This window comes from Streptomyces sp. NBC_01803 (assembly GCF_035917415.1).
In the GTDB taxonomy this organism is placed as follows: domain Bacteria; phylum Actinomycetota; class Actinomycetes; order Streptomycetales; family Streptomycetaceae; genus Streptomyces.
The window spans coordinates 3,523,281-3,547,196 of sequence record NZ_CP109073.1 but is presented as its reverse complement, the minus strand read 5'-3'; the positions used below and the strand labels follow the sequence as shown (position 1 = coordinate 3,547,196).

Here is a 23,916-nt window from a genome sequence, read left to right as displayed (position 1 = left end):
GTGATGTCATGGGACGCGCAAGGCGAAATGTCTGTCATCGGGAAAGAAGGCGTGAGAGTTCATGAGCACGCACTACGACGTCGTCGTCCTGGGCGCGGGCCCCGGGGGCTACACCGCGGCCGTCCGGGCCACCCAGCTCGGCCTGCGGACCGCGGTCGTCGAGGAGAAGTACTGGGGCGGTGTGTGCCTGAACGTGGGATGCATCCCCTCCAAGGCGCTGCTGCGCAACGCCGAGCTGGCTCACCTGTTCACGCATGAGCGCAAGACGTTCGGCATCCGCGTCGAGGGCGAGGTCAGCTTCGACTACGGCGAGGCGTACGCGCGCAGCCGGAAGGTGGCCGAGGGCCGCGTCAACGGCGTGCACTACCTGATGAAGAAGAACGGCATCACCGAGTACGACGGCCGCGGCACGTTCACCGACCCGCACACCCTCCAGGTGGCGCTGACGGCCGGCGGGACCGAGACGGTCACGTTCGACCACTGCGTCATCGCGGCGGGCGCCACCACCCGCCTGCTCCCCGGCACCGCGCTCAGCGACCGCGTCGTGACGTACGAGGAGCAGATCATGACCGACACGCTCCCGGGCAGCGTCATCATCGCGGGGGCCGGGGCGATCGGCGTCGAGTTCGCGTACGTGCTGCACAACTACGGCGTGAAGGTGACCATCGTCGAGTTCCTGGACCGGATGGTGCCGCTGGAGGACGTCGAGGTCGCCAAGGAACTGGCCCGCCAGTACCGCAAGCTGGGCATCGAGGTCCTCACCTCCACCCGGGTGGACGGGATCGACGACTCCGACCCGTCGTCGCCGGTGCGGGTGACGGTGACCGACGGCAAGGGCCAGCAGCGGGTGCTGGAGGCCGACAAGGTGATGCAGGCCATCGGCTTCGCGCCCCGGGTGACCGGCTACGGCCTGGAGAACACGGGCGTCCAGCTCACCGAGCGCGACGCGATCGCCGTGGACGGCCGCTGCCGGACCAACGTTCCGCACATCTTCGCCATCGGCGACGTGACGGCCAAGCTGATGCTGGCGCACGCCGCCGAGTCGATGGGTGTCGTGGCGGCCGAGACGATCGCCGACGCGGAGACGATGGAGCTGGACTACGTGATGATCCCTCGCGCCACGTACTGCCAGCCGCAGATCGCCAGCTTCGGCCTGACGGAGGCGCAGGCCCGGGAGCGGGGCTTCGACGTGAAGGTCGCCAAGTTCCCCTTCACGGCCAACGGCAAGGCCCACGGCCTCGGCCAGCCGTCGGGCTTCGTGAAGGTGATCAGCGACAACCGCCACGGCGAGCTGCTCGGCGCCCACCTGATCGGCCCCGAGGTGACGGAGCTGCTGCCTGAGCTGACGCTGGCCCAGCAGTGGGACCTGACGGTCCACGAGGTGGCCCGCAACGTGCACGCCCACCCGACGCTGGGCGAGGCGGTGAAGGAAGCGATCCACGGCCTGGCCGGCCACATGATCAACATGTGACCATCGGCTGAAACGGCCTTGGAAGGCCCGCTCCCGACCAGCACGGGGGCGGGCCGTTCCGGTTGTCATTGGTCGTCGTCGGTCGTCGTCGGTCGTCCCGGGCCGTCCCCGGACGGCCCAGAGACGGCCCCGGACGATCGTTATTCCTCTGGGAACGGGGAGCCCCACGCCCGCTCTGTCAGCTGTCCCCAGGCACCCGGTTCGACCGTCCGAGGATCTACGGCCTCACTCGGCGCCGAGGTCTTGTACAAGCCATTCGGCTGTTCGGAGCGGTCGTGATCCTTCACCCAGAAGACTCGACGGGCGAACGTGCCGGGTACCTCACCGCTGGGCGCGTCCGCTCGGAGCACCGCACAACCGACCCGCCGTCCCACCCCGGGCCCAGGAGACGGGCCGAGTGCGGGAGGCAGATGATCGATTCACGGACTGGCGCACGTAGTCGAATGCGCTCACGCCCTCCGTCCAAGCGATCGTTTCCTCGTGCTCCAGAGCCGATCGGTCTTCCTGCACTGCCCCTCCCAAAAGTCATGAGTCGGCGATCCGAAGGCGCGCCTGGGCCTCCCGCGCACGGGCGAGGCATCAGTCCTCGGCCGGGACGCCGAAGGCCCTCAGGATCGTGTCGATGTAGGCGGCCGGGTCGGCCGGGGCGCTGGGGGTGTGGCGGAGGGCCGCCGCGCCGAGGTAGGCGGAGTAGCCGGCCATCGCGTAGTGGCGGGCCGCCTCCGGGGGATGGCCGAGTGCGGTGAAGGCCGATTCCAGGACGGCGAGGCGGCGCTCGGTGACGCGCTCGGTGACCTCGCGTACCAGCGGGTCGGCGGATTCCGTCAGCAGGCGCAGGGCCAGGTCGCCCCGGCCGGTGGTGTCCGCGAAGGCGTGGTGGACCAGGCGGCGGAGGCGTTCGGCCGGGGGCAGAGCGGCCAGCCAGGGGAGGATCTCGTCGGTCTGGACGCGCTCCCAGCGTTCCAGAGCGGCGGCGAGCAGGGCCTGACGGTTGTCGAACAGCCAGTAGAAGCTGGACTTCGAGGCGCCGAGGCGGGCGGCGACCGGCTCGACGGCGACGGCCGGCGGGCCGCCCTCGGCGAGGGCGTCGAGGGCGGCGGCGGCCCAGTCGTCGCGGGTCAGGCGGGCGGTTCTCGGCATGGGGCCCCCGGGGAGAAAGCACTTCTGAACGGCCGCGTACACTAGCATTCTGGACGGTAGCGTCCAGAAAGGAAGGGTGACGGCATGACCACGATCCTCGATCAGCTCCTCCCGGTGTACGACTTCCGCACCCGCTACACCCGGCGCGTCGGCGCGTCGCCCGAGGCCGTATGGGCGGCGATCCAGGGGGTGACCGGAGACGAACTCCCCGTCGCCCGCGCCCTGATGATGATTCGTCACCTCGGCTCCCCCCCGATGTCCGGGCGGCTTCTCGACGTGGCGCCCATGCCGGAGCTGCGCCGGGACGAGGGGCGGGAGACCGTCCACGGCCGGGTGGCGCGGTTCTGGCGGCTCCGGCCGACGCCGGGGCCGGAGGAGACGCGCGACGCCGAGGCGTTCGCCGCGTTCGCCGAGCCCGGGTGGGCCAAGGCCGCCCTCGCCTTCCGGCTCACGCCGATCGCCGACGGCCGCACCCTGCTCGCCGCCGAGACCAGGGTGCGGACCAACGACCCGGTGAGCCGCCGGAAGTTCGCGCCGTACTGGGCACTCATCCGGCTCGGCGGCGCCATGTTCATCCGGCTGGAGCTGCTGCGCGCCATCGCCCGCCGGGCGGAGGCACAGGCCCGCGGCGAGGCGGCGACCGCCGCGTCAGCCGACCAGTAGCAGCGCCTTCCCGGTGATGTCGCGGTTCTCGATGGCCGCGTGGGCGTCGGCCGCCCGTTCCAGGGGGAATGTGCGGCTGATGTGCGGCCGCATCCGCCCGGCCGCCGCCGCCTCCACCGCCTCGACCGTGCGGCCCACCGCGTCCGCCGGGGAGACCTGGAGCTCGGCGATGCCGGTCAGCGTGATGTTCCGGCGGGCCGCCTCCGCCGGGTCGATGGCGGCGAACGAGCTGCTGGGCGCGCCGTGCGCGGAGACCCGGGCGCCGTCCGCCGCGACCTCGAACGCCGCCCGGCCGATCTCGCCGCCCGCGCCGTCCCACAGCACGTCCACCCCGGCGCCGCCCGTCACCTTGCGCACCTCGTCCGTCCAGCCCGGCTCGGTGTAGTCGACGACCACCTCCGCGCCCAGCTCCCGGATCAGCGCCAGCTTGCGCGCCCCGCGCGCCGCGCCGATGACGCGGGCACCAGCCGCGTGGGCGAGCTGCGTGAGCAGCAGCCCCATGCCGCCGCCCGCCGCTGTGATCAGCACCCACTGCCCCGCTGTGACACCGGCCGGGCCGAAAAGCATCATCGCCGTCGTCCCGTCGTGCGCGAGCGCCGCCGCCTCCGGCAGACCGAGGCCCTCGGGAACGGCGACGAGCCCGTCGGCCGCGGCGACGACCTGCTCGGCGTAGGAGCCGTTGACCACGGCGCGGGTGATCACGGCCCGGCCGATCCACGCCGGGTCGACGCCCGTGCCGACGCGGGTCACATGCCCGGCGACGCCGCCGCCGGGCACATACGGCGGCTGGACGGGGAACCAGGTCCGCGCGTGGCCGCTCCTGATCTGGGTCTCCACGAAGATCGTGTCCACGACGGACACGCCGACCACGACCTGCCCCTCCCCCGGCTCGGGATCGGGCACCGCCACGGGCACCAGCACCTCGGGACCGCCGAACTCCGTCACTCGGATCTCGCGCATTCCGGCCTCGCTCTCGACTTGTTGTCATCGCTCTCGGTTGGTGGGGCCAAGGCTTCAACGTCACGTGGACTTGAGGTCAAGTCGGGGGGTCGCGCGATCCCGTCTGGATGTTCGATATCCGGAAAACGCGGATGAGCGAGGGCGTCGAGTGGCCCCGCACAGGTGCCACTACGTCGACAGTCCCGCCTGGCGGCGGCGGGCGCGCGAGGCCCGCGGCCTGAGCGCCCAGGCATCCCCGGGCACTCAGGCACCGCGCACTCGGTACCCGGCGCCCGGCACTCAGGCACCCGGTACCCGGCACTCAGGCCGCGGGCCGCCCGCCGTCGGCCTCGATCTCGTCGTGCAGGCGCTCGCAGACGCGGGCGAGAATGCGCGAGACGTGCATCTGCGAGATGCCCATCCGCCGCGCGATCTCGCTCTGCGTCAGCTCCCGGAAGAAGCGGAGATACAGGATTTCCTGTTCGCGTTCGGGAAGCTCGCGAAGCCTCGGCCGGACCGCCTCCCGATACACGATCTGGTCGTAGCCCGGCTCGGGCTCCCCGAGGGTGTCGGCCAGGGTGTAGCCGTCGGCGGTGCTGGTCAGCTCCGCGTCCAGGGACAGCGGGCGGAAGCTTTCCAGCGCCGCCATCCCGTCCTCGACCTCCGCGCGCGTCAGCCCACTGCGCTCGGCCAGCTCGCCGACGCCGGGCTGCCGGTCGTCCACCCGGCAGTCGAGCTCGTGGCGGGCGGCGCGCACGCGGTTGCGCAGCTCCTGCGTGCGGCGCGGCACGTGCACGCCCCACAGGTGGTCCCGGAAGTGCCGCTTGACCTCCCCCACGATGGTGGGAACGGCGTAGCTCTCGAACGCGCAGCCGCGCCCCGGGTCGTATCCTCGCACGGCCTTGACCAGTCCGAGCGCGGCGACCTGCGCCAGGTCCTCCAGGCTCTCGCCGCGATCGCGGAAGTTGCGGGCGAGCCGGTCGGCCATCGGCAGCCAGGCCCTGACCACCTCCTGGCACAGCCGCTCGCGCTCGGGTCCGTCCGGGAGCGCGACGATCCGTTCGAACTGACGGCCGGTGTCCGGCGCGTCGTGGTGCGGATGGGGGCGGCGGCGCCGACGGTAGCCGCCCGGCCGGTGCGGCGCGGACCCGACGGTCCTGGACGCGGTGGTCCTCATGACGAATTCTCCCAAGGCGTCGACGGCGGTTTCCGCGAAAGTGCCTTTTATATGCTTTTCGTCCTGGGCACTCCCTTCCCTTGCCCGACCCCGCCACGGGTAAACGGGGAACGGAACGGCGGAACGGGGAACGGGCGCCCCGGGGCCGTCCGCCGCGGCCTCCGGTTGCCCCGCGGACGATGCGGGAGCAAAGTGGGAAGGAGCGCGCCAAGGAGGCGAGTATGGACATCCTGGTACTCATCGGACGGATTCTCTTCGTCATCCTCTTCCTCCATTCCGCGGCCGGCCATCTGACCCAGACCAAGGCCATGACCGGCTACGCCCAGTCGAAGGGCGTGCCCGCGTCACATGCGGCGGTCCTCGGCTCCGGCGTCCTGCTGGTGGTCGGCTCGCTGAGCCTGCTGCTCGGCGTGTGGGCCGATCTCGGCGCCCTGCTCCTGCTGATCTTCCTGATCCCGACGGCTCTGCTGATGCACCCGTTCTGGAAGGAGACGGACGCGGGCGCGAAGCAGAACGAGATGACCCAGTTCTTCAAGGACACGGCACTCGCGGGCGCGGCGCTGATGCTGTTCGCGCTGATCGCCTTCGCCGGTGATGAGCTCGGACTGACCTGGACCGGGCCGCTCTTCGACTTCGACTGAGACCGCGGCCGGCCTCCCCGGCCGAGACCCCGGCTGAGCCCCGGCCGGGACCCCGCCGAGGGGGGGCCAGGGGCGCGCGGGAACCCACCGGGTGGCACACTTCGTTCCTTCTGCGATGAAACGGGACTGAGGGGCGCCGCCGGTGAATCTCCTGGATCTGCTGCTGCTGGTCGCGGTCGCGCTGGCCGCCGTGTCCGGGTTCCAGCGCGGGCTGATCGCGGGCGTCGTCTCGCTGGCCGGCTTCGTGGGCGGGGCCTGTCTCGGGGTGTGGCTGCTGCCGTTCGTGGTGGACGGCATGACGCCCGGCTCCGGGTCGGCCAGCATCGTCGCCCTGGTGATCGTGCTGGTCCCGGCCGCCGTGGGACAGGCGCTGACCTGGCCGCTGGCCGTGCGGCTGCGCGCCACCCTGAAGCGGGCGCCGGCGCGCTGGGTGGACGGCGTGGGCGGCTCGGTGTTCAACACGGTGGCGGCGCTGCTCGTCGCCTGGATCGTCGCCAGCGCCCTGGTCCCCACCCCCTCCCCCGGGCTGAACGAGGCGGTGCGGGACTCCTCGGTGCTGGGCGGCGTGCAGGACCGGATGCCCGCGCAGGCGCCGACGTGGTTCAGCCGGGCGACGGGCGCCCTGACGGACGCCGGGTTCCCCCAGGTGTTCAACCCGTTCGAGAACGATCCGACCGCCGACGTCCCGGCCCCCTCCGGGGACAACGTGACGGAGGCCGCCGTCGCCGCCGCGCAGCACAGCACGGTGAAGGTCACGGCCAGCGCGGGCCTCTCCGGCCATGAGGGCAGCGGCTTCGTCTACGCGCCCGAGCGCGTCATGACCAACGCCCACGTCGTGGACGGCGCGGATGTCACGGCCGTGCAGGTCGGGGGCCTCGGGCGGCGGCTGGAGGCGGAGATCCTGCTCTTCGATCCGGACGCGGACGTGGCCGTGCTCCGCGTGCCGGGGCTCGACGCGCCGACCGTGGACTTCGCGGGCGACGCCACGCGCGGCGATCCGGCGGTCGTCGCGGGCTATCCGGAGGACGGTGGCCTCGACCTGCGCGCCGCCACGGTCGCCGGGCGTACGGCGGCCAGGGGCCAGGACATCCACGGCGACAGCGTCGTCACCCGCGACATCTACGCCGTCCGCTCCCTCGTCCGCCCGGGGAACTCGGGAGGGCCGCTGCTCACGACGGACGGCCAGGTCTACGGGATGGTCTTCGCCCGTTCCGTCACGGACGCCGAGACGGGGTACGTGCTGACCGCCGACCAGATCCGCCGCCACGCCGAACAGGCGGGCTGAGCCCCGGGCCGGGGGCCGCGCTCACGGCCCGCCGCGCAGCAGCGTCTCGACCGAGGCCGCGCTCCAGTGCCCGGCGGCCCCCGGCCGGCTCGCCAGATAGGCGGCGGCGCGGGCCGCGTCCCAGCCGTGCGCGGCGATCAACCCCGCGCCCAGATGCCGCAGATAGGCGGCCGAGGGCGCGTTCCCCGGCACGTCGCGGCGGCGCCACGGCGCGGTGAACGTCAGCAGCGGGAACCCGTCGCGCCACCCGGCGAGCACCAGCGTCTCGTACCGGCCGGGGCCGAGCCGGTCGCGCCCGGCGCCGAGCACCCGGCTCAGGTCGAGATCGACGCCCGGCTCCCGGCCCATCTCCTGGGCGGCGATGTCGGCGAACTGCCCGGCCGTCAGCAGGTGCGCGTGCGCGAAGGCGACGCCGGGGGCCCCAGGGGCACCGGAAGCGCCGGTGTCGACGCCGGGGACGCCGGGGACGCCGGGGACGCCGGTGTCGACTTCAGGGACGCCGGTGTCGAGGAACGCGCGCCCGCCCGTCCACACCGCCGACTCGGTGGCGAAGTACAGCACTCCGGGCAGCGTCACGGGCGCCGACCGGATCGGTGGGCGCGGATCGCGGCAGCCGGGGTGCGCCCGCAGGCCGCCGGGCGGAGTGCCGCCGCGCAGATAGCGGTTGAGCCGGTCCAGATGCATATTCGACCCATACGCCGCATACCACACGCGGGTCGCGGAAAACCCCGGTGACCGCTCGGAGAACTCTTCCACCGCGCCTGTCAATCGCCGCTCCCTCCCCGGATACTCACTCGCGTCACCCACACCGTCCTGGGAGGAATCGTGACATTCCCCAGCCGTCGCCGCGCCATGGGGGCCGCCGCCGCCCTCACCGCCGCCCTCGCGGGCGCGGTCGCCGCGCCCGCCACCGCGCGCGCCGCCTCCTCCTCCGGCGGGGGCGTCGTGCCCCTGCGCCGCGCCCACGCCCACAACGACTACGAGCACGACCGTCCGCTGCACGACGCGCTCGCCCACGGGTTCACCAGCGTGGAGGCCGATATCTGGCTGGTGGACGGGCAGTTGCTCGTCGCCCACGACGAGTGGCAGCTCGACCCGAGCCGCACGCTGGAAGCCCTGTACCTCGACCCGCTGCTGGCCCGGGTCAGAGCCAACCACGGCCGTGTCTACCGAGGGCACGACGTCTCGTTGCAGCTCCTGATCGACATCAAGAACACCGGCGACGCCACCTACCGCGAACTCGCCCGCCGGCTGCGCCCCTACCACTCCCTCTTCAGCAAGGCCGTCGGCGGCCGGGTCCAGCCCCGCGCCGTCACCGCCGTGATCTCCGGCGACCGCGCCGCGCGCGTGCCGATGGAGGCCGAGCGGATACGCCACACGTTCTACGACGGCCGGCTGGACGACCTGCTCGCGGACCCGCCCGCGCCCGCCTCGTTCATCCCGCTGATCAGCGCCAACTGGAACAGCGGCTTCACCTGGCAGGGCATCGGCCCGATGCCGGCGGCCGAGCGGGAGCTGCTGCGCCGGATCACCGGCACCGCGCACGCGCGCGGCCAGCGCGTGCGGTTCTGGGCGACGCCCGATCTGCCGGGCCCGGCGCGCGACGCGGTGTGGCGGGAGCTGGTAGCGGCGGATGTCGACCACCTCAACACCGACGATCTCGCGGGCCTCGAAGCGTTCCTGCGCGCCGCCGACGCGGGCTGAGCGCCGGGAGCGCGGAGCGCTAGGACGACCGGGCGGGCAGGTCGTCGATCCAGGCATAACGGGTGCCGCGCCCCTCGGTGGAACGCAGCTCGTACAGCCCTCCCGCCTGCCGGGCCGCCAGCATCAGCGGCAGCGGCACCCGGCCGGTGATGACGACATCGACTGTCCGGCCGTCGCGTGGGCCGCCGTCGAACCGGACGCGGATCACATGGTGCTCAGCCATGATCTCCACGCTAGCCCGGTGGCCCACGCACCCGCGCCGCCCACAAGAGCCATACGGAGAACGGGAGTCGGAATACCGTCGGGCCGCCTCGCCGGACGAAACGTCACTTCGCGGCACACGGCGGCGCGGGGGCGGCGAGCGCACGGCCCTCGTCGTCCTCCCCCAGCGCGGTCCGCCGGCGCCGGGCGACGAGGACCGGCCACGGGAGCCGCTCGACCGTCACCTCGTTCGCGCCGGGTAGCGGTCGGCCACCACGAACGCCGCGCCCAGGGGGTCGGCCACGGCGGCGGAGCGGCCGTGGGGGCCGTCCGCCGGGGCGCCCAGCAGGCGTCCGCCGAGGCGGCGGACCGTCGCCACCGCCAGATCGCAGTCGCCGACCGCGAAGTGGATGTCGATGCGCGGCGGCGCCTCGTCCGGTGTCTCCGGCGGCATCCGCAGCCGGCCCGCCACGGGGACGCCGGCGACCAGCCACAGCACGTGATCCGTGCCCGGCGGCTCGGGAACGCGCCGGGTCTCGAACGGGAAGACGGCCGGGAAGAAGGCGTCGGCGGCGTCCGCGTCGCGGGTGACGATCTCGGCCCAGCGGAACGCGCCGGGCTCGCCGCGCCGGCCGAAGCCGTGCTGCCGGTCGCCCTGCCACACCGCGAACGGGACGTCGCCCGGGTCGCGCGCGAGCAGCAGGCTGCCGTACCGGCCGATCTCCAGGGGCTCCATCAGCAGCGACCCGCCGTTGTCCATCACCCTGGCGGCGGTGGCCTTGATGTCGGGCGTCGCGAAGTACAGCGTCCAGGCCGGGGGCTCCTCCTGCCACGGCAGCTGCGAGACCATCGCGCCGACCGGCTCGCCGCCGGAGAACGCCTGCGAGTAGAAGCCACCGTGCTCCCCCGCGCCCTCCGCGAACGTCCAGCCGAACAACTCGCCGTAGAACCGTTTCCCCAGCCTGGGGTCCGGCAGTGTGACGTCGACCCAACAGGGTGTGCCCTCGGGGAAGTCGGACATGACCAGCGCCCCTTCCGTTCATGCGGCTCCTCCGGCGGCGGCGGACCACTGGGTCAACGCCCCCGGCCGGGCCGTGGTCACGGCGATCACCCACTCGGGGCCCGCGCGGGCGAAATCACCTCGGTGACCCCTGCTTTTCGCCACCGGTCCGCGCGCGCGTCACCCCCCTCGGCGAGGGTGCGGATGGCCGGGTGACCCAGCGGCCGAAGCCCCACAGCGAGGACAGCACCACGCCATGGACCGCGCAGCCCCCGTACCGATACCCCCGGCGCGCCCGCGCCGCCGTTCCTTCCTCCAGCTCGCCGGTGTCTCGTCGGCGACCCTGCTGGCCGGCGTGGGCGCGCCCGGCACCGCCGAGGCCACGTTCACGGGCGAGCGCGTGCCCGGCGACCCGTTCCGCCTCGGCGTCGCGTCCGGCGACCCGGCCGAGGACGGATTCGTCCTGTGGACCCGGCTGGCGCCCGAGCCGCTGGCCGCCGACGGGCACGGCGGTATGCCGCGCGCGCCGTTCGACGTCGGGTGGGAGGTGGCCGAGGACGAACGGTTCCGGCGCGTCGTGCGGCGCGGGCACGCCCTCGCGACGCCGGACCTGGCCCACGCCGTGCACCCTAAGGTGCGCGGACTGCGCCCCGGGCGGCCGTACTTCTACCGGTTCACGGCCGGCGGCCACCTCAGCCCGGTCGGCCGGGTCCGCACCACGGCCGCCCGGGGCACGACACCGCGCGCGTTCACCTTCGCCACGGCCTCCTGCCAGGCGTGGTACCACGGCTGGTTCGCCGCGTACCGGCATCTGGTCGCGGACGACCCGGAGATGGTGTTCTTCCTCGGGGACTACATCTACGAGTACGCCATCACCGCCGCCAACCTCTGGCGGCGCGGCGCGGACCCGGGCGAGGGGCACGACCGGGAGACCGTGACCCTGGAGGAATACCGGCTGCGGTACGCCCTGTTCAAGAGCGACCCGGACCTCCAGGCCGCGCACGCCGCGACCGCGTTCGTCATCACGCCCGACGACCACGAGGTGGAGAACAACTACGCGGCCGACACCTCCCGGTACGGCATCCCGCCCGAGGACTTCGCGCCGCGCCGGGCCGTGGCCTACCGCGCGCTCTACGAGAACACGCCACTGCCGCGCGCCGCGCTGCCGGTCGGCGGCCCGGACGCCCGCCTCCACCGACGGCTGACGGCCGGCGATCTGGCGTCCTTCCACGTGCTGGACACCCGCCAGCACCGGGACCCGGGCGGCGGCGACATCCTGGGCCCGGCCCAGGAGCGCTGGCTGCTGGATGGGCTGCGGCGCTCCGGCGCCACGTGGAACCTGCTCGCCCAACAGGTCGCCGTGATGCGCGTCGGGGACGACCGCGTCGACCAGTGGGACGGCTTCCCGGCGTCCCGGCAGCGGCTGCTGGACACCTTCCGCGACCCGGCCGTCGCCAACCCGGTCGTGCTGACCGGTGACACGCACCGCGCGATCGCGGGCGAACTGCGCGCCAACTTCGCGGACCCGGACGCGCCGGTGGTCGGCACCGAGCTGGTCACCTCGTCCATCGCCTCGGACGGGGACGGCGCGGAGACCGACAAGCACGAGGCCGACTGGACGCGGCATCCGTGGGTGAAGTTCTACAACGCCCGGCGCGGTTACACGCTGTGCCGCCTGACCCCGGCCGAACTGACCGCCGACTACCGGTCCGTTCCGTACGTCCAGGCGGACGGCGAGGCGCCCGTCTCGACCGTCGCCCGTTTCGTCACCGAGACCGGCCGTCCGGGCCTGGAGAGGGTGGGCTGACGCCATGGCGCGCAACGTCCAAGGGCTGCGGGCCACGGGCCGGGTCGCCGCGATCGACCTGCGCTGGGAACGGGCGCCGTGGGAGCCGCTGGTCGACCACTACGCCGTGTACGCGGCGCGCGGCCGGGCGCCGGAGACCGAGCCGGCCGCGCTGGTCGGGAAGACCGTCTACCCGCACTTCACGCACGCCGTACTGGGCCCGGCTGCGGTGACCTGGCACTACCGGGTGGTGACGGTCCTCGCCTCCGGCGCGCGCGGGCGCCCGGCCGGGGTGTCCGCGAGCACGGTCGCGTCGTACGCCACGGGCCAACCACTCGTGGTCGTCGGCTCGTTCGACCACAAGGGCCTGGAGTTCGCGCTGTCGCCGGCCGGCAACTCGCGCTACCTCGCGACGTTCCCGAACGGGGTCGACTACCGGCACGGCGTCAGCCGGCCGGCGACGGACTGGCCGTACCTCCACCCCGGCCCGGCCGACGCCTGGGCGGGCCGCCGCCGGCATCTGTTCACGCTGCGCTTCGCGCTGGACGCGGCCCCGACGGGAGCGCTCGGGCTCGCGCTGTGGCTGACGGACACGCACGCCACGATCCCGGGCAAGGGCGTACTGGCGGTCAACGGCACGGAGATCACCACGATCGCCTTCGAAGGCGGCGCGACCAAGGGCTCGTTGGAGGGCGACGCGACCCGCCCGAACAATCCGCTCAAGCCGTCTTTCGTGGAACTCCCGCTCCCGGCGGCGGCCTTCAGGGCGGGCGAGAACGTGCTGACGCTGGAGAAGACCGAAGGCTCCTGGCACGCCTACGACGCGATCGGCGTCTTCGCCGTCACGGGAAGGTGACGCGCTCCGGCCGCACGACGAGGACGACGCGCCGCCCGGCGTCACCGACCGGCGCGTCGTCCTCCGGGCCGTGGCGGCGGGCCGGCACCTCGAAGAACGCGCCGGTGGGACGCTGGTACCGCGACGTGCTGGCGACCCGCCCCACCGAGGCGGGCCGGACCGCCCTGGAGGCCGCCGACCGCGAGGCGGTGCGGATCGGACGACGGCCGGCCGAGGCGTTCGTCCCGGAGGAACGGGGCCACGCCGCGGGCACCGCTGACCCGGTGCGGCGAGGCGATCAGGGCGGAATGAGCGACCGGCGACCGAATTGTTATGGATGCATTTCCGCGCAAGGTCACTAGGCTGTTCCTACCATGGGGTTAAACAACAGTCGGACGGGAGCCATGGACACCTGCAGCGCCTGCAAACGAGCCCTCAACGGCGCCGCGATATGCCCACATTGCGCCAAAATATCCCCTCGGCTGGAGGGGGCATTCGACCACCCGCCCGCCGAAATGCCCCAGCCTGGGGGGATACCTGCCTTCCCGTCTGCGGGGCCGACCACTCCGGTCGCCGAGGAAGCCGCCCTCCCGGCCCAGGACCCGGCCGCCGGGACAGCGCCGCCGCCCGAAGGGATGCCCGCCTTCCCGCCGGCCTCCCCGGCCGAGGGGGCCACCTTCCCGGCCGAGGCGACGAACGCCCCGGCCGCCGAGACGGCGGAGCCGCCCGCGGGGGCACCCGCCTTCCCGGCCGGGAGCCCGGCCGCGCCGGCCGTCGAGGGAACCGTCTTCCCATCCGCGGGGATGCCCGCCTTCCCGACCGCCGGGGCGACCGCCTTCCTGTACGAGGCGCCGACCGGTCCGGCCGCCGAGACGGCGGAGCCGCCCGCGGGGACGCCCGTCTTCCCGCCGGAGGCGACGGCCGACCCCGGTGCCGGGATGATGCCGCCCGCCGGCGGGATGCCCGGCTACTTCGGTGAAGGGGGGACCGTCGCCCTTTCACCGGAGGGGGTGCCGCCGCAGGGGGTGCCCTACTACGTGCCCGAGGGGTCGGTGGGGCCGGTCGCCGAGACGGCGCCGCTGCCGGCCTTTCCCGGGTTTCCACCCGTCGCCCCTCTCGATCCGGCCGTGCCCGGGGTCCTCTCCGGCGACGAGCCCGATCCGTGGGGACTGGAGGCGGCCATCGAGGCCGACCGGGTCGCGGAGGCCAGCGCGGCCAAGGCCGATGCCGACGACGACGAGCCGGAGGGGCGTTCCTCCCGGAGCAAGCTCCTCTACATCGGACTGCTGTGCGGCGTTCTGCTCGGCATCGTGATGGCCCGCGCCGACGAGATGCCGCTCTCGATCAACGACGAGGCCAACGGCGCGGACGTGTCCCCCTCGGACTCCCCCTTCCCCACGCCGACGTGGACCGATCCGCCGGAGAGCGGGGAGCCGACCGAGAGCCCGGAAGAGCCGGAAGAGGAGGAGTCGTCCGGCCCCGAGGCGGCGGAGACGACCGAGGCGGCGGACGTGGCGCCCCAGGCACCGGAGGCCACCGAGCCCGCCGAGCGCCCCGACCCGACGACCCCCGCGCCCCGGCGGACCACTCCCCCGCCGGACCCGGACCCCACCACCGAGGAGCCCCAGCCACCCGTGGGGGAGTGGCCCGACCAGAACGGGGACTGCTCCGTCGAATGGGCCTCCACGTGCTATTGGGACCCCCCGGGGCCGGACTGATAGTTCAACGACTCCCGTAGTTCGACAGAGGACATACTTCTGGCGACGCCGTCACCGGCCCCGGTCTCGCGGACCCCACCGGGGCCGTGGCCACCGGCGGCACCGTCGCGGCGTCCGCCGCACCCGGCGAGAGGTAGTCTGCCGAGCATGACAGCACAATCGAACGTTCCTGCGGGCTGGTACGCCGATCCGCAGGGCGCACCCGACCTGGTGCGCTGGTGGGACGGTGCCCAGTGGACCGACCACACCCAGCCGGGGCAGCCACAGCAGGCCCCCGTGCGGGAGCAGGTCCGGGAGCAGGCCCCCGCGCACATCCCGCCGCAGGCGCCACCGGTTCCGCCCGTGCGGCCGAACCCGGCCAAGGTCCAGCAGCAGGTCCACCAGCAGGCGGGGATAGCCCCGGCGCCCGGCGCCGGCGGCGGCACGCTGTTCAGTGAGCCCGTTCTGGTCGTGAACCAGAAGGCCAAGCTGATCGAGCTGACCAACGAGTACAGCGTCTTCGACCAGCAGGGACGCACCATCGGCTCGGTGGTCCAGGTCGGCCAGAGCGCCCTCAAGAAGGCGGCGCGGTTCATCAGCAGTCTCGACCAGTTCATGACTCACCGGCTGGAGATCCGCGACGCGGGCGGACAGCCGGTGCTGGTGCTGACCCGGCCGGCGAAGTTCATCAAGTCCAAGGTGCTCGTCACGCGCCCGGACGGGCAGCCGGTGGGCGAGATCGTCCAGCAGAACGCCATCGGCAAGATCAACTTCGCGATCCAGTCCAACGGCCAGCAGCTCGGCGCGATCAAGGCCGAGAACTGGCGCGCGTGGAACTTCGCCATCGTGGACCACAGCGGCGCCGAGATCGCCCGGATCACCAAGACCTGGGAAGGTCTGGCGAAGACCATGTTCACCACGGCGGACAACTACGTCCTCCAGATCCACCGCCCCCTGGCCGACCCGCTGCTGAGCCTGGTCGTCGCCACGGCGCTGACCGTGGACACCGCCCTCAAGCAGGACGCGCGCGGCTTCGGCTGAGCCGGCCCGTTCACCGGCCGGTCCCGACCGGCGTCGACCTGTCGCCCGCGCCGGTGCGCAGGCGTTCGACCAGGTCGGGGTTGGCCACGAACGCCCGCCCGATGAGACAGCCACTGTCCCACCGACCCGTCACACCTGCCTTGTCCACCTGGCGCGCGGTCGATACTCTTCGTGACAGGTGCGTCACATTCGATGGTGGGGAGGGGTTGTGACACGTCGCTGGGAAGCAGATCCTTCCGCGCTCTTCTGCGGCGGCTCGGGGAGTCGGCGGCCACGCTGGGGAAATCGGAAGACAACGACGACTGTCCGGACATCTGGCAGCTCGACAACGGCGACATCGCCGTGATCGGCCGCGACCTCACGAACGCCTATGACTCCCGCCTCCCGGCCGGCGTCACCCTGGCCTCGGCGAGGAGGACTCTTACACATCTTATGCCCTGGTCATCGGGGTGCCGAAGCGTCATACCGACAGGGTAGGCGTGTGGGCATGAGGAAGCCCCGCCCATGCGCCACGGGAGCAGCGCACGGACGGGGCCGCTCGGTGACCGCTACGCGGTCAAGCCGGGTTCGAAGTATCCCGGCGTGCGGAAGAGGCCCGCGAAGGTCCCGGGGCCGTGCCGCTCGTCCAGCCACGCCCCCAGTGCGCCCACGTCGCCGCTGATGATGGCCGAGAGAAGGCGCGTGTGGCACTCACTCTCTTCCCCAGGGGCGAACTCCTCAAGAAAGTGCGAGTACCGCCGATTGACGCCCTTCTCGTAGCCGCTGAGGGCCGCCGCGTATCGCGTCTGTTCTTCGCTTCCTGGCACGTCCACCACGCGCCCGGTGTCCTCTTCCGCCAGCGTTCCCGTCACGTCCCGGAACGCGAGTGCGCCGAGAACGTCTGAGGATTCCGTCACGCCGAAGTGTGCTGCCGTCTGCCGGGTGATGGCGCGCGCCTCTTTGTCGCACACGCCTTCCATGACGATTCCGAGATTCCTTGTGTAGCGGCTTCCGCGCTGGTCGGCAGCTGAGTAGGACTGTCCGCTTGTGCGGCGGTAGTTGATTCCGTACTGAGTGCGGACGGGCACGCCTGCCACTTCCACGTAACGCCGACGCGATCCGTAGTGAAGGCAGTCATGCGTGTACGCGCGCAGCAGGTCGAGAAGGGCCAGCGCGGGACACTCGGGATTCCGGCGATCCAGAGGCCCGTACATGGTGATGATGGCCACCATTTGAAGGTGGCGATATCCCTGGTCCGGGTGGTGGAATCCACCGAAGGCACCGGCACGCGAGGATTCGCAACCGACCAACACACGCTCAAGCGGCAGCATCTTTGCCAGCCCATGCCCGACGTACCGGCGGTTCGCGATTTCCACGCCATCACGGAAAGGCGCGGTGTCGATTCCGTCCGCTTCCCACGCGCTGAGCCTTTCCGGGAGAGGCCGGAACACATGGGCCGGGTGCTTCCCCATGAGCGGGGACGCGTCGGCGCGCATGGCCGCGAGCACCGCTATTGCCTTAGCGCCGATAACAGACTCATTCGGGGCGAGTTCCGTTAAGTCTCCATACCCGCCTTGATGAGCTGAACGTGAGACTCTTGCATCCCTTCCGGGAGAGCCTCCGGACTGAACCATTTCGCCTCCAGAATCTCGAAGCCGTCAATCTTCAGAGTTCCACCCATGTGAAGAGCCTCGTATGCGATTTCCACGCGGAGCTTGTAGCCACTGGTTACCTGAACCAGTCGCCCCGGAACGACTTCAAGGCCGGTTTCTTCCCGAACCTCTCGAACGATGGTCTTGGGGAATTCTTCGCTCTTGATCGCGTATCCGGTCGGAAGCCCCCATGGCCGATCGGAGGGCCACATGCGGTGCTTGAGCAAAAGGACTTGCCCTTCTTCGTTTCGCACCACACCCGTGACGCCGATCATGAACTTGGCGTGGGCGAACCACAGGACACGCCATTGCAGGGGGCCGCGAATGAGTTTCCACATTCGGGCAACGATTCGCTTCATACGCACCCTTTCGATAAGGCAAGCGCGTGGGGCGCTCGCGGTGCCTGACTCAACCTACGCGGTGGGGTAAGGGTCACGCCCACACTTTGCCTGCCCCGCCCGGCGGTACTGTCCTCCGGTCCCTCCGAGCGGGGCTCCCCCGGCCTCACACGGGTGCGGGGCCGGGATGCTCGCAGCCAACGGGGAGCGTCGGCGGAGCGTCCCTTGACCACTGGAGCCGGGTGTGACCGCCCTGAGCCTTCCTGCTCCCGGCGGTCGAACCGGGGGCTTGCCGCCGTGGGTTGACCAGTCATCCCCGGCAGAGAGCGGAAGTTCTATGCGACTGCCGCTAGCCTCGCGCTTCCGCAAGTGTGAGTGTCCGAAAACTGCCTCGCGGTGTGGGCGAACCGCATGTACTGATGCTCATCGATTCCCAATTGCACCAGGACGGCCTCACGCCCTCGCGCCAAATCCACGAAATCAGCAACCATCAGCAACAGGGAGAGCTTCCGCGGGAAGGTCATCTTCGGGTCCACGACACCCATCGCAGCTTAGAAGCTGTGATTGATTTCTTCGGCCGCTTCAAATTCGTCATCCGAGACGTACTGCGCAAGCAAATACATGTCGCGAAGGACCGAAAGGGCATCATATTGCGACCGAGAAGAAGGAGATCGGGCTCGATTCCGAGGCGGTTCGCGAACAACCGGTACTGCGCGGCCAGGGCACGTACGGCTTGAAGGTCTCGCCTCTTGCCGGTGCAGGCATCCAGGTCGCCGAAGACGACCTGACAGGTCTCCCCGGCCTCTTGAAGCCGCCTGATGCCCAAGAGCTGACAAACAGTTCCCATATGTGGCGGTCCGCTCATACCGAACCCTATGGTGACGATCCGCGCGGCGCGATCTGTTCGGGCGTAGGTACTGAGATTCGACTGCCACAAGTAGCGAATTGCCAGCAGATCGGCGCTCTGGCCAGCGAATCCTGCACCGAAGGGCTCGACACTCAAGTCGGAGTATCCGCATTCAGAGACGACTCGCTCATAGAAACCTGAATCGAACTGGACGGCAGAAAATGGCATCATTCCCCTCGCGTGACGGTTCGCTACTGAACTCCACCCGGAACAACCGGTTGGGTGGTACGCACGGCTACTGGAGACGCACAGCGGTCAGATTCAGATACGTGGCAATGGCATGCTGTTCCGCTCCGAGCGACGGCAAACACGAGGGACCGACTGCCTGTCGAGTCAACAGCCAGCACCGTCACCTGGTCATCGCCTCAGCTTGGCGGCCTGGGCGCGGTCGCGGAGGGGGACGTTCCATTCTTTGAAGCGCTTGGTCAGGTAGGGGGCGGAGACTCCGTGGTCGCGGGCGAGGGAGTTGAGGGATCGGCCGGCTCGGTAAAGGCGGATCAGTTCGTCCTTGGGCAGCTCGGGCATGCGGCGGGTCACAGTTGGAACCACACCGTCTTGCCCGGCCCCGGGGCGTGGCGGCAGATCGCCCATTCCCGCGCGCAGTGGGCCAGGAGGAGCAGGCCGCGTCCGTACTCGTCGTCGAGTGGGGGCAGTTCGCCGGGAACCTCGGGGTCGCCGGGGGCGCGGTCGTAGACCTTGACCTGGAGATGGCCTTCCGGGGACCAGAAGGCGTGTATGTCGACGGGCGGCGGCGTGAGGCAGTTGAGCGACGCCGAGATCGCGTTGCTGACCAGCTCGGAGGTCAGGAGGACGGCGGTGTCGACGAGTTCGTCATTGGCGACATCGACCGAGCGCAGCGCGGTGCGTACCGCCTGCCGGGCGTTGCGCACCCAGACCGGATGAGCCGGAAAGTGCAGGGCGAAACCGGCGGTCCCGGACCGCACGGGGACAAGACACATGCATCACTCCAGAGTTGATCAGCCCGTGGCTCGCCCGTTCGCCAACGGGTGGCGGCAGGTGCACTTCGGGCTCGCGACGACCGAGCGAGGAGGTTTCAAGCTAGAACGAACTCCGCCGCGATGCAACGTCCTGCGGCCAGTTCACTCCGGCGAGTGATAGCGGCTTGATACCGCAAGGATGTGCGGCAGACTGAAGCCAGTCTGCAAGGAGGACGATCATGGGACTGCGCGGCAAACCCAGTCAGCGGCAACGGCGTTTGGGCGCTGAACTGCGACGGATGCGGGAAGACGTCGGCCTCACCGCCACCAAGGCGGGTGCCGAGGTGGGCCTCAGTGCCGCGCACCTGAACCACATCGAAGCGGGGCGTACATCGATCTCGCCCGAGAAGATCAGGGGTCTGGCAGCGTTCTGCGGTTGCAAGCAAGAACGGCTGATCGAATCACTGATCGCGATGAGCCAGTCCAACGGGCGCGGCTGGTGGTCCGAGTACGAGCACCCGCCACATAACCAAGCGGTACGGGACCTGGCGGAGTTGGAGTCGATGTCCGTGCGGCTCCGGGCCTTCCAGTGGGTCAACGTGCCGGGAATGCTTCAGACGCCCGAGTACATGCGGGCACTGTTCAAGGCCGGTCACCCGGACATGCCCGCCGAGAACAGGGAGCAGTTCGTCGAGTTCCGGCTACGAAGGCAGCGCCTACTGACCGATCCGAAGCCTCCGGAGTTCCACGCGGTGATCCACGAGGCAGCGCTGCGCATGGAGTTCGTAGGTCGCGAAGTCATGCAACGTCAGGTGGAGCACATGGTGGAGATGGCTTGCCTTCCGCACGTGAAGATCCAGATCCTGCCGTTCCGCACCGAGGCCTACCCGGGCGGGTTCGGCTGCTCCTTCGTCTGCTTCGATGCCGCCGTAGCCGAACTGAGCACGGTCTACGTCGAACACCCGGCGTCGTCGCCCTTCGTGATCGACCAATCGAACCTGGCCCAGTTCTCTGACGCCTTCGCGAACCTGGGCGCCGTCGCCCTGCCTCCTATCGCCCCTGGCGCAGCAAGTAACGTCTCCGTGAGGCGAGACTCTCTCGGCCTGATCCAGCGCCTCATGTATGACCTGTGAAAGGGGAAGGATGTCCGGGCTAGCCTGGCAAAAGTCCAGCTTCAGCGGCCCGGACGGCAACAAGGAATGCGTAGAGCTTGCCGCCACCTCGGACGCGCTACTCCTCCGCGAGAGCGACGAGCCTGACGCGGTCCTCACTACCGGCCCCGCTCGGCTGGCGGCCCTGCTGGCCGCCATGAAGGCGGGCCGTCTCAACCCATGAAGGGGAACCCAGTGCCCGGACTCGCACGGCGGAAGTCCAGCTACAGCGCTTCTGGCGGCAACGGCGAGTGCGTGGAGCTGGCGGCCCAAGCCGAAGTGCTGCTGATGCGGGAGAGCGACCAGCCCGAAGCGGTCCTCACCACCGCACCCACTCGGCTCGCGGCCCTACTGGCCGCCGTGAAGGCGGGACGTCTCGAACGGTGAGTGCGGAGGCGGGGCGGGAGCCGGTTCCCGGGGGGCGGCGGTATCGGGTCGGGAAGGGGCTGCTGATCGGTGGCGGAGTCGTCGGGATCGGAGGGCCGGTCCTGGTGCTCTTCGCCGTGCCGGACGGGGCCGCGAAGCTCGTGCTCGCCATCGGGGCCGCTCCGTTGGGGGTGCTCCTCGCGCTCGTCGGGCTCGGGCTGATGTTCGGGGTGCGGACCCGCAAGAGTTGATGTCGGCCATAATCTTGCCGAACTGGTGAACCATTCGCGATGATCCTTCGTGTGTCCCTATGCGCCGTCGGCACGCGGAGCCGAATGCGTCGGCGGCGAGGACGCGGGCGGCGGCCGGGACGAGGGGTCGGTCGCCGTCGGCGGTCCCGGTTGCCGGAGGGGCGAGGGGCGCTCACAGTGGGGAGCGTGGACCCCGTGGCTGAGGAGCAGTACCCCGCGTTCCCGCTCGACGCGTGGCGGCCGACCAAGGAGACCGTGCACCGGTTCCTCCAGATCGCCGGCAAGATCCGGCTGGCCGCCGGACCGCAGCGGAATCACTGGTGGCATGTGCCGTTCCACCTCACCGGCAACGGCATCACCACCCGGCCGATGCGGGACCCGGTCAGCCGGCAGATGTTCACCATCGACTTCGACTTCGTCGGCCACCGGCTGCTGATCCGCACCCTCACCGGAGACGAGATCGCGTTCCCGCTCGCCGGGCGGTCCGTCGCGGACTTCTACGACGCCACCACCACCGCGCTCACCGATCTGGGGATCGAGGCGAGGCCGCACATCCCGCGCCCTTTCGATCTGCCGGACGCCGACCGGCCGTTCGCGCAGGACACCGAGCACCACGCCTACGACCAGGACGCCGTCTCCACCTACTGGCGGATCCTCAGCCGGGTGGCCATGGAGCTGGAGGTCGCCGCCGCCGACTACGCGGGGAAGATCAGCCCCGTCCACCACTTCTGGCACACGATGGACGTGGCGGTGACCCGGTTCTCCGACCGGCACATCGACAGTGATCCCTCCACCGATCCCGTCACCCGCGAGGCGTACTCGCGGGAGGTCATCAGCTCGGGGTTCTGGTTCGGGGACGACGACACGCCCGAGCCCGCGTTCTACTCCTACACCGCCCCCGAACCGGAGGGCCTGGCCGCACGACCGCTGGCGCCGGACGCCGCCCGCTGGCTGGACCGGGGCGGCTCGCACATGGCGCTGCTGCCCTACGAGGCGGTCCGTTCCGCGCCCGATCCAGGAGCCGAGATCCAGGCGTTCTACCACAGCGCCTACCGCGCGGGCGCGGATCTGGCGGGGTGGCCGCCGGAGCGGGAGTGCTCGCACGGCGTGACCGACCCCGTCCTCGCCTGAGCGGAGAACGGAGTCGGTCGCCCGGACGGAGGACGGCCCGGCGCGCGGGAAACGGCGGGCACCCCCGGGGAAAGGGTGCCCGCCGCTGGGACGGGGCGCGGGACGGATCACGGGAGCGGCGCCTTGCCCCGGCATGGCGGGGCACGCGCGTCCCGGCCCGCGCCGCGCGTCAGTACCGCCCGCGCCGTCCGGCGCGACCGCCGCCGCTCAACTGCTTGCGGACCAGGCGGGACACGACTCCGGCCGCGCCTCCGCCGCCCGTCCGCGCGCCGCGCGCGCCGCTCGACGGGCGCCTGGACGAACGGAGCGCCCTGGCGCTCAGCATGGCCAGCGCACCGCGCATGAGCCTCTTGCCTGTGGCCACTTCGATCAGCTCCTCTCGTTTTTGTCCGGCGACAACTCTTCGGGTGCCCGGCCCGGCGTCCTTTACGCCCGTGTGCGCACCACCGCGTCGCGCACCGCCTCGGTCGGGCCGCCGCGCGCGTACGCGACGCGCTGGCGGGCCGCTCCGTTGCCGTCGGCGAGGAGGCGTTCCACGCCCGAGCGGACCAGCTCCAGGTCGCCCGCGTCGCGCAGCGCGTCCGTGACGTGTCCGACCAGCTCCTCGACCACCTCGCGGGCGGCGGCGGGCCGTTGGGTGCCGGGGTGGAGCAGCGCGCCGTCCAGCCCGGAGCGGCTGGCGCGCCAGGCGGCCAGCCGCAGCACGTCCGTCTCGGTCTCCGGCGCGGGCACGCCGTCCCGCCACTCGCGGGCCGCCGTCTCGACCAGGCCGCGCACCAGCGCGGCCAGCAGGACCACGTCGTCCGCGTCCTGGCAGACGTCGTTGATCCGCACCTCGACGGTCGGATAGCGGGCCGAGAGCCGGGCGTCGAAGTAGACCATGCCCTGGTCCAGCAGCGTGCCGGTGGCCAACAGACGGGAGACGCCCTGCCGGTACCCGTCGGCCGAGCCGAACGGCGGCTGCGGTCCGGTCGTCGGCCAGCGGCCGAAGACCTGGTAGCGGTAGCTGGCGTAGCCGCTGTCCCAGCCCTGCCAGAGCGGGGAGTTGGCGCTGAGCGCGAGCAGCGGCGCCAGCCGGACGCGGACGCGGTCGAGCACCGCGACGCCCTCCTCGTCGGACTCGACCTGGACGTGGATGTGGCAGCCACAGGTGAGCTGTTCCTGGGCGGTGAGCCCGAACGCCTCGGCCATGCGGCGGTATCGGCCGCCGGGCGTCAGCTCGGGCGAGACGGGGAGCGGGGAGGTGGCGAGGGCGGCGATCTCGGCCCCTTCCTTCGCGGCGAGTTCGTCGGCGCGGCGGCGCCAGCCCCGGATCTCGGCGCGGAGTTCGGGAAGGGTGGCGCAGGGCGTGGTGTTCGTCTCCAGCTGTTGCTGCTGGAGCTCGGCCACCACCTCGTCCGTGTCCTCGTCCGCTCCGGCCAGCGCGGCACCCGCGACGGCACGCGGCCGGGCGGACTCCGCGTCCACGAGCAGCAATTCTTCCTCTACACCGATGGTTCGCACCCGAGTGCGACTACCCCGTTCGAGCCGGGGCGAACAAAACCGGCCGTTCCGCCACGTAACCCCGTGTGGACCCGGTCGGCTTCGGGTGGCAGTGGACATGACAAAGAAGCGTGACAGAAG

At 71.4% G+C, this 23,916-nt stretch carries 31 protein-coding genes and 1 pseudogene; 15 read left to right on the top strand and 17 right to left on the bottom strand.

What is annotated here, in order from left to right; translation table 11 throughout:
- The first annotated feature begins 61 nt into the window (after positions 1 to 61).
- Complete coding sequence (gene lpdA, locus OIE51_RS16010; protein ID WP_326598367.1) at positions 62 to 1,471, top strand: dihydrolipoyl dehydrogenase; 1,410 nt, start codon at positions 62 to 64, stop codon at positions 1,469 to 1,471.
- Between the two features lie 140 nt (positions 1,472 to 1,611).
- Here the strand turns inward: lpdA and OIE51_RS16005 are convergent, their stop codons facing one another.
- From OIE51_RS16005 to OIE51_RS16000, 3 genes are all read right to left on the bottom strand, one after another.
- Positions 1,612 to 1,821, bottom strand: a complete 210-nt coding sequence (locus tag OIE51_RS16005) for a DUF6009 family protein (RefSeq protein ID WP_326598366.1) — start codon at positions 1,819 to 1,821, stop codon at positions 1,612 to 1,614.
- Entirely contained in the window at positions 1,793 to 1,924 is a 132-nt protein-coding gene (locus OIE51_RS26985) for a hypothetical protein (RefSeq protein WP_442811936.1), read from the bottom strand. The genes OIE51_RS16005 and OIE51_RS26985 overlap by 29 nt, the downstream gene beginning before the upstream one ends.
- A gap of 126 nt (positions 1,925 to 2,050) precedes the next feature.
- Positions 2,051 to 2,611, bottom strand: coding sequence for a TetR/AcrR family transcriptional regulator (locus OIE51_RS16000; RefSeq protein ID WP_326598365.1), 561 nt, complete (start codon positions 2,609 to 2,611; stop codon positions 2,051 to 2,053).
- Positions 2,612 to 2,695: 84 nt separating this feature from the next.
- Here OIE51_RS16000 and OIE51_RS15995 point away from each other — a divergent pair, with 84 nt between their 5' ends.
- Positions 2,696 to 3,274, top strand: a complete 579-nt coding sequence (locus OIE51_RS15995; protein ID WP_326598364.1) for a hypothetical protein — start codon at positions 2,696 to 2,698, stop codon at positions 3,272 to 3,274.
- Here OIE51_RS15995 and OIE51_RS15990 read toward each other — a convergent pair.
- Both OIE51_RS15990 and OIE51_RS15985 read right to left on the bottom strand, forming a co-directional pair.
- Positions 3,260 to 4,234: a zinc-binding dehydrogenase gene (locus tag OIE51_RS15990; protein WP_326598363.1), complete on the bottom strand. Its 975-nt coding sequence runs from the start codon at positions 4,232 to 4,234 to the stop codon at positions 3,260 to 3,262. The two genes, OIE51_RS15995 and OIE51_RS15990, sit on opposite strands and share 15 nt — an antisense overlap.
- A 301-nt stretch (positions 4,235 to 4,535) precedes the next feature.
- Complete coding sequence (locus OIE51_RS15985) at positions 4,536 to 5,390, bottom strand: SigB/SigF/SigG family RNA polymerase sigma factor (RefSeq protein ID WP_326598362.1); 855 nt, start codon at positions 5,388 to 5,390, stop codon at positions 4,536 to 4,538.
- A 221-nt stretch (positions 5,391 to 5,611) separates the two neighbouring features.
- On the opposite strand from OIE51_RS15985, the gene OIE51_RS15980 reads away from it, so the two are divergent.
- Together OIE51_RS15980 and OIE51_RS15975 are read left to right on the top strand one after the other, a co-directional pair.
- Complete coding sequence (locus OIE51_RS15980; RefSeq protein ID WP_326598361.1) at positions 5,612 to 6,031, top strand: DoxX family membrane protein; 420 nt, start codon at positions 5,612 to 5,614, stop codon at positions 6,029 to 6,031.
- 142 nt (positions 6,032 to 6,173) lie between these two features.
- Entirely contained in the window at positions 6,174 to 7,316 is a 1,143-nt protein-coding gene (locus OIE51_RS15975) for a MarP family serine protease (RefSeq protein WP_326598360.1), read from the top strand.
- A gap of 21 nt (positions 7,317 to 7,337) precedes the next feature.
- On the opposite strand, the gene OIE51_RS15970 is transcribed toward OIE51_RS15975, so the two are convergent.
- Positions 7,338 to 8,000, bottom strand: coding sequence for a histone deacetylase (locus tag OIE51_RS15970; RefSeq protein ID WP_326598359.1), 663 nt, complete (start codon positions 7,998 to 8,000; stop codon positions 7,338 to 7,340).
- Positions 8,001 to 8,141: 141 nt separating this feature from the next.
- On the opposite strand from OIE51_RS15970, the gene OIE51_RS15965 reads away from it, so the two are divergent.
- Positions 8,142 to 9,020 (top strand): phosphatidylinositol-specific phospholipase C/glycerophosphodiester phosphodiesterase family protein, encoded by an 879-nt coding sequence (locus OIE51_RS15965; RefSeq protein WP_326598358.1) that lies wholly within the window; start codon positions 8,142 to 8,144, stop codon positions 9,018 to 9,020.
- A gap of 19 nt (positions 9,021 to 9,039) precedes the next feature.
- Here OIE51_RS15965 and OIE51_RS15960 read toward each other — a convergent pair whose 3' ends face one another.
- Positions 9,040 to 9,243: a hypothetical protein gene (locus OIE51_RS15960; RefSeq protein ID WP_326598357.1), complete on the bottom strand. Its 204-nt coding sequence runs from the start codon at positions 9,241 to 9,243 to the stop codon at positions 9,040 to 9,042.
- 219 nt (positions 9,244 to 9,462) lie between these two features.
- Positions 9,463 to 10,242: a VOC family protein gene (locus tag OIE51_RS15955; RefSeq protein WP_326598356.1), complete on the bottom strand. Its 780-nt coding sequence runs from the start codon at positions 10,240 to 10,242 to the stop codon at positions 9,463 to 9,465.
- Positions 10,243 to 10,477: 235 nt separating this feature from the next.
- On the opposite strand from OIE51_RS15955, the gene OIE51_RS15950 reads away from it, so the two are divergent.
- Positions 10,478 to 12,028, top strand: a complete 1,551-nt coding sequence (locus tag OIE51_RS15950) for an alkaline phosphatase D family protein (protein ID WP_326598355.1) — start codon at positions 10,478 to 10,480, stop codon at positions 12,026 to 12,028.
- 4 nt (positions 12,029 to 12,032) lie between these two features.
- On the top strand, positions 12,033 to 12,863 hold the full coding sequence (locus tag OIE51_RS15945; protein WP_326598354.1) for a polysaccharide lyase family protein: 831 nt from the start codon (positions 12,033 to 12,035) through the stop codon (positions 12,861 to 12,863).
- Here the strand turns inward: OIE51_RS15945 and OIE51_RS15940 are convergent.
- Positions 12,850 to 13,116, bottom strand: a complete 267-nt coding sequence (locus OIE51_RS15940) for a hypothetical protein (RefSeq protein ID WP_326598353.1) — start codon at positions 13,114 to 13,116, stop codon at positions 12,850 to 12,852. The two genes, OIE51_RS15945 and OIE51_RS15940, sit on opposite strands and share 14 nt — an antisense overlap.
- Positions 13,117 to 13,477: 361 nt before the next feature.
- On the opposite strand from OIE51_RS15940, the gene OIE51_RS15935 reads away from it, so the two are divergent.
- Together OIE51_RS15935 and OIE51_RS15930 are read left to right on the top strand one after the other, a co-directional pair.
- Positions 13,478 to 14,560, top strand: a complete 1,083-nt coding sequence (locus OIE51_RS15935; RefSeq protein WP_326598352.1) for a hypothetical protein — start codon at positions 13,478 to 13,480, stop codon at positions 14,558 to 14,560.
- Positions 14,561 to 14,707: 147 nt separating this feature from the next.
- Complete coding sequence (locus tag OIE51_RS15930) at positions 14,708 to 15,580, top strand: phospholipid scramblase-related protein (protein ID WP_326598351.1); 873 nt, start codon at positions 14,708 to 14,710, stop codon at positions 15,578 to 15,580.
- 10 nt (positions 15,581 to 15,590) lie between these two features.
- Here the strand turns inward: OIE51_RS15930 and OIE51_RS15925 are convergent, their stop codons facing one another.
- The gene (locus tag OIE51_RS15925; RefSeq protein WP_326598350.1) at positions 15,591 to 15,728 is read right to left on the bottom strand and encodes a hypothetical protein; all 138 of its coding nucleotides are present in this window, start codon (positions 15,726 to 15,728) and stop codon (positions 15,591 to 15,593) included.
- Positions 15,729 to 15,788: 60 nt separating this feature from the next.
- On the opposite strand from OIE51_RS15925, the pseudogene OIE51_RS15920 reads away from it, so the two are divergent.
- Positions 15,789 to 16,057: pseudogene (locus OIE51_RS15920) on the top strand (hypothetical protein).
- Positions 16,058 to 16,128: 71 nt separating this feature from the next.
- Here the strand turns inward: OIE51_RS15920 and OIE51_RS15915 are convergent.
- The 5 genes from OIE51_RS15915 to OIE51_RS15900 all read right to left on the bottom strand — a co-directional run bounded on the left by OIE51_RS15915 (position 16,129) and on the right by OIE51_RS15900 (position 19,415).
- Positions 16,129 to 17,067 carry a hypothetical protein gene (locus OIE51_RS15915; RefSeq protein ID WP_326598349.1) on the bottom strand — a complete coding sequence of 313 codons (939 nt, stop codon included), beginning with the start codon at positions 17,065 to 17,067 and terminating at the stop codon, positions 16,129 to 16,131.
- A gap of 47 nt (positions 17,068 to 17,114) precedes the next feature.
- The gene (locus tag OIE51_RS15910) at positions 17,115 to 17,570 is read right to left on the bottom strand and encodes an NUDIX domain-containing protein (protein WP_326598348.1); all 456 of its coding nucleotides are present in this window, start codon (positions 17,568 to 17,570) and stop codon (positions 17,115 to 17,117) included.
- Positions 17,571 to 18,069: 499 nt separating this feature from the next.
- Complete coding sequence (locus OIE51_RS26980; protein ID WP_442812057.1) at positions 18,070 to 18,624, bottom strand: hypothetical protein; 555 nt, start codon at positions 18,622 to 18,624, stop codon at positions 18,070 to 18,072.
- A 189-nt stretch (positions 18,625 to 18,813) separates the two neighbouring features.
- A complete protein-coding gene (locus OIE51_RS15905) occupies positions 18,814 to 18,993 on the bottom strand; it encodes a hypothetical protein (RefSeq protein ID WP_326598347.1) in 180 nt (59 codons plus the stop codon).
- Positions 18,990 to 19,415, bottom strand: coding sequence for an ATP-binding protein (locus tag OIE51_RS15900; RefSeq protein ID WP_326598346.1), 426 nt, complete (start codon positions 19,413 to 19,415; stop codon positions 18,990 to 18,992). Before OIE51_RS15900 ends, OIE51_RS15905 begins: the two co-directional genes overlap by 4 nt.
- A 218-nt stretch (positions 19,416 to 19,633) precedes the next feature.
- Here OIE51_RS15900 and OIE51_RS15895 point away from each other — a divergent pair, with 218 nt between their 5' ends.
- The 5 genes from OIE51_RS15895 (at position 19,634) to OIE51_RS15875 (ending at position 22,293) form a co-directional block, all read left to right on the top strand.
- On the top strand, positions 19,634 to 20,527 hold the full coding sequence (locus OIE51_RS15895; RefSeq protein WP_326598345.1) for a helix-turn-helix domain-containing protein: 894 nt from the start codon (positions 19,634 to 19,636) through the stop codon (positions 20,525 to 20,527).
- Entirely contained in the window at positions 20,517 to 20,729 is a 213-nt protein-coding gene (locus OIE51_RS15890) for a DUF397 domain-containing protein (RefSeq protein ID WP_326598344.1), read from the top strand. The genes OIE51_RS15895 and OIE51_RS15890 overlap by 11 nt, the downstream gene beginning before the upstream one ends.
- Positions 20,730 to 20,740: 11 nt before the next feature.
- Positions 20,741 to 20,932 (top strand): DUF397 domain-containing protein, encoded by a 192-nt coding sequence (locus tag OIE51_RS15885; RefSeq protein ID WP_326598343.1) that lies wholly within the window; start codon positions 20,741 to 20,743, stop codon positions 20,930 to 20,932.
- A complete protein-coding gene (locus OIE51_RS15880) occupies positions 20,929 to 21,162 on the top strand; it encodes a hypothetical protein (RefSeq protein ID WP_326598342.1) in 234 nt (77 codons plus the stop codon). Before OIE51_RS15885 ends, OIE51_RS15880 begins: the two co-directional genes overlap by 4 nt.
- A gap of 195 nt (positions 21,163 to 21,357) precedes the next feature.
- The gene (locus tag OIE51_RS15875) at positions 21,358 to 22,293 is read left to right on the top strand and encodes a DUF5996 family protein (RefSeq protein ID WP_326600652.1); all 936 of its coding nucleotides are present in this window, start codon (positions 21,358 to 21,360) and stop codon (positions 22,291 to 22,293) included.
- Between the two features lie 169 nt (positions 22,294 to 22,462).
- On the opposite strand, the gene OIE51_RS15870 is transcribed toward OIE51_RS15875, so the two are convergent.
- A complete protein-coding gene (locus OIE51_RS15870) occupies positions 22,463 to 22,657 on the bottom strand; it encodes a hypothetical protein (protein WP_326598340.1) in 195 nt (64 codons plus the stop codon).
- A gap of 62 nt (positions 22,658 to 22,719) precedes the next feature.
- Positions 22,720 to 23,796, bottom strand: a complete 1,077-nt coding sequence (locus tag OIE51_RS15865; protein WP_326598339.1) for a glutamate--cysteine ligase — start codon at positions 23,794 to 23,796, stop codon at positions 22,720 to 22,722.
- Positions 23,797 to 23,916: the final 120 nt, after the last annotated feature.

Coding starts and splice junctions, on each gene's coding strand:
- lpdA (WP_326598367.1), top strand. CDS start 62: ATGAGCACGCACTACGACGTCGTCGTCCTGGGCGCGGGCCCCGGGGGC.
- OIE51_RS16000 (WP_326598365.1), bottom strand. CDS start 2,611: ATGCCGAGAACCGCCCGCCTGACCCGCGACGACTGGGCCGCCGCCGCC.
- OIE51_RS15995 (WP_326598364.1), top strand. CDS start 2,696: ATGACCACGATCCTCGATCAGCTCCTCCCGGTGTACGACTTCCGCACC.
- OIE51_RS15990 (WP_326598363.1), bottom strand. CDS start 4,234: ATGCGCGAGATCCGAGTGACGGAGTTCGGCGGTCCCGAGGTGCTGGTG.
- OIE51_RS15985 (WP_326598362.1), bottom strand. CDS start 5,390: ATGAGGACCACCGCGTCCAGGACCGTCGGGTCCGCGCCGCACCGGCCG.
- OIE51_RS15980 (WP_326598361.1), top strand. CDS start 5,612: ATGGACATCCTGGTACTCATCGGACGGATTCTCTTCGTCATCCTCTTC.
- OIE51_RS15970 (WP_326598359.1), bottom strand. CDS start 8,000: ATGCATCTGGACCGGCTCAACCGCTATCTGCGCGGCGGCACTCCGCCC.
- OIE51_RS15960 (WP_326598357.1), bottom strand. CDS start 9,243: ATGGCTGAGCACCATGTGATCCGCGTCCGGTTCGACGGCGGCCCACGC.
- OIE51_RS15955 (WP_326598356.1), bottom strand. CDS start 10,242: ATGTCCGACTTCCCCGAGGGCACACCCTGTTGGGTCGACGTCACACTG.
- OIE51_RS15950 (WP_326598355.1), top strand. CDS start 10,478: ATGGACCGCGCAGCCCCCGTACCGATACCCCCGGCGCGCCCGCGCCGC.
- OIE51_RS15945 (WP_326598354.1), top strand. CDS start 12,033: ATGGCGCGCAACGTCCAAGGGCTGCGGGCCACGGGCCGGGTCGCCGCG.
- OIE51_RS15935 (WP_326598352.1), top strand. CDS start 13,478: ATGCCCGCCTTCCCGCCGGCCTCCCCGGCCGAGGGGGCCACCTTCCCG.
- OIE51_RS15930 (WP_326598351.1), top strand. CDS start 14,708: ATGACAGCACAATCGAACGTTCCTGCGGGCTGGTACGCCGATCCGCAG.
- OIE51_RS15910 (WP_326598348.1), bottom strand. CDS start 17,570: ATGAAGCGAATCGTTGCCCGAATGTGGAAACTCATTCGCGGCCCCCTG.
- OIE51_RS26980 (WP_442812057.1), bottom strand. CDS start 18,624: ATGCCATTTTCTGCCGTCCAGTTCGATTCAGGTTTCTATGAGCGAGTC.
- OIE51_RS15900 (WP_326598346.1), bottom strand. CDS start 19,415: ATGTGTCTTGTCCCCGTGCGGTCCGGGACCGCCGGTTTCGCCCTGCAC.
- OIE51_RS15895 (WP_326598345.1), top strand. CDS start 19,634: ATGGGACTGCGCGGCAAACCCAGTCAGCGGCAACGGCGTTTGGGCGCT.
- OIE51_RS15890 (WP_326598344.1), top strand. CDS start 20,517: ATGACCTGTGAAAGGGGAAGGATGTCCGGGCTAGCCTGGCAAAAGTCC.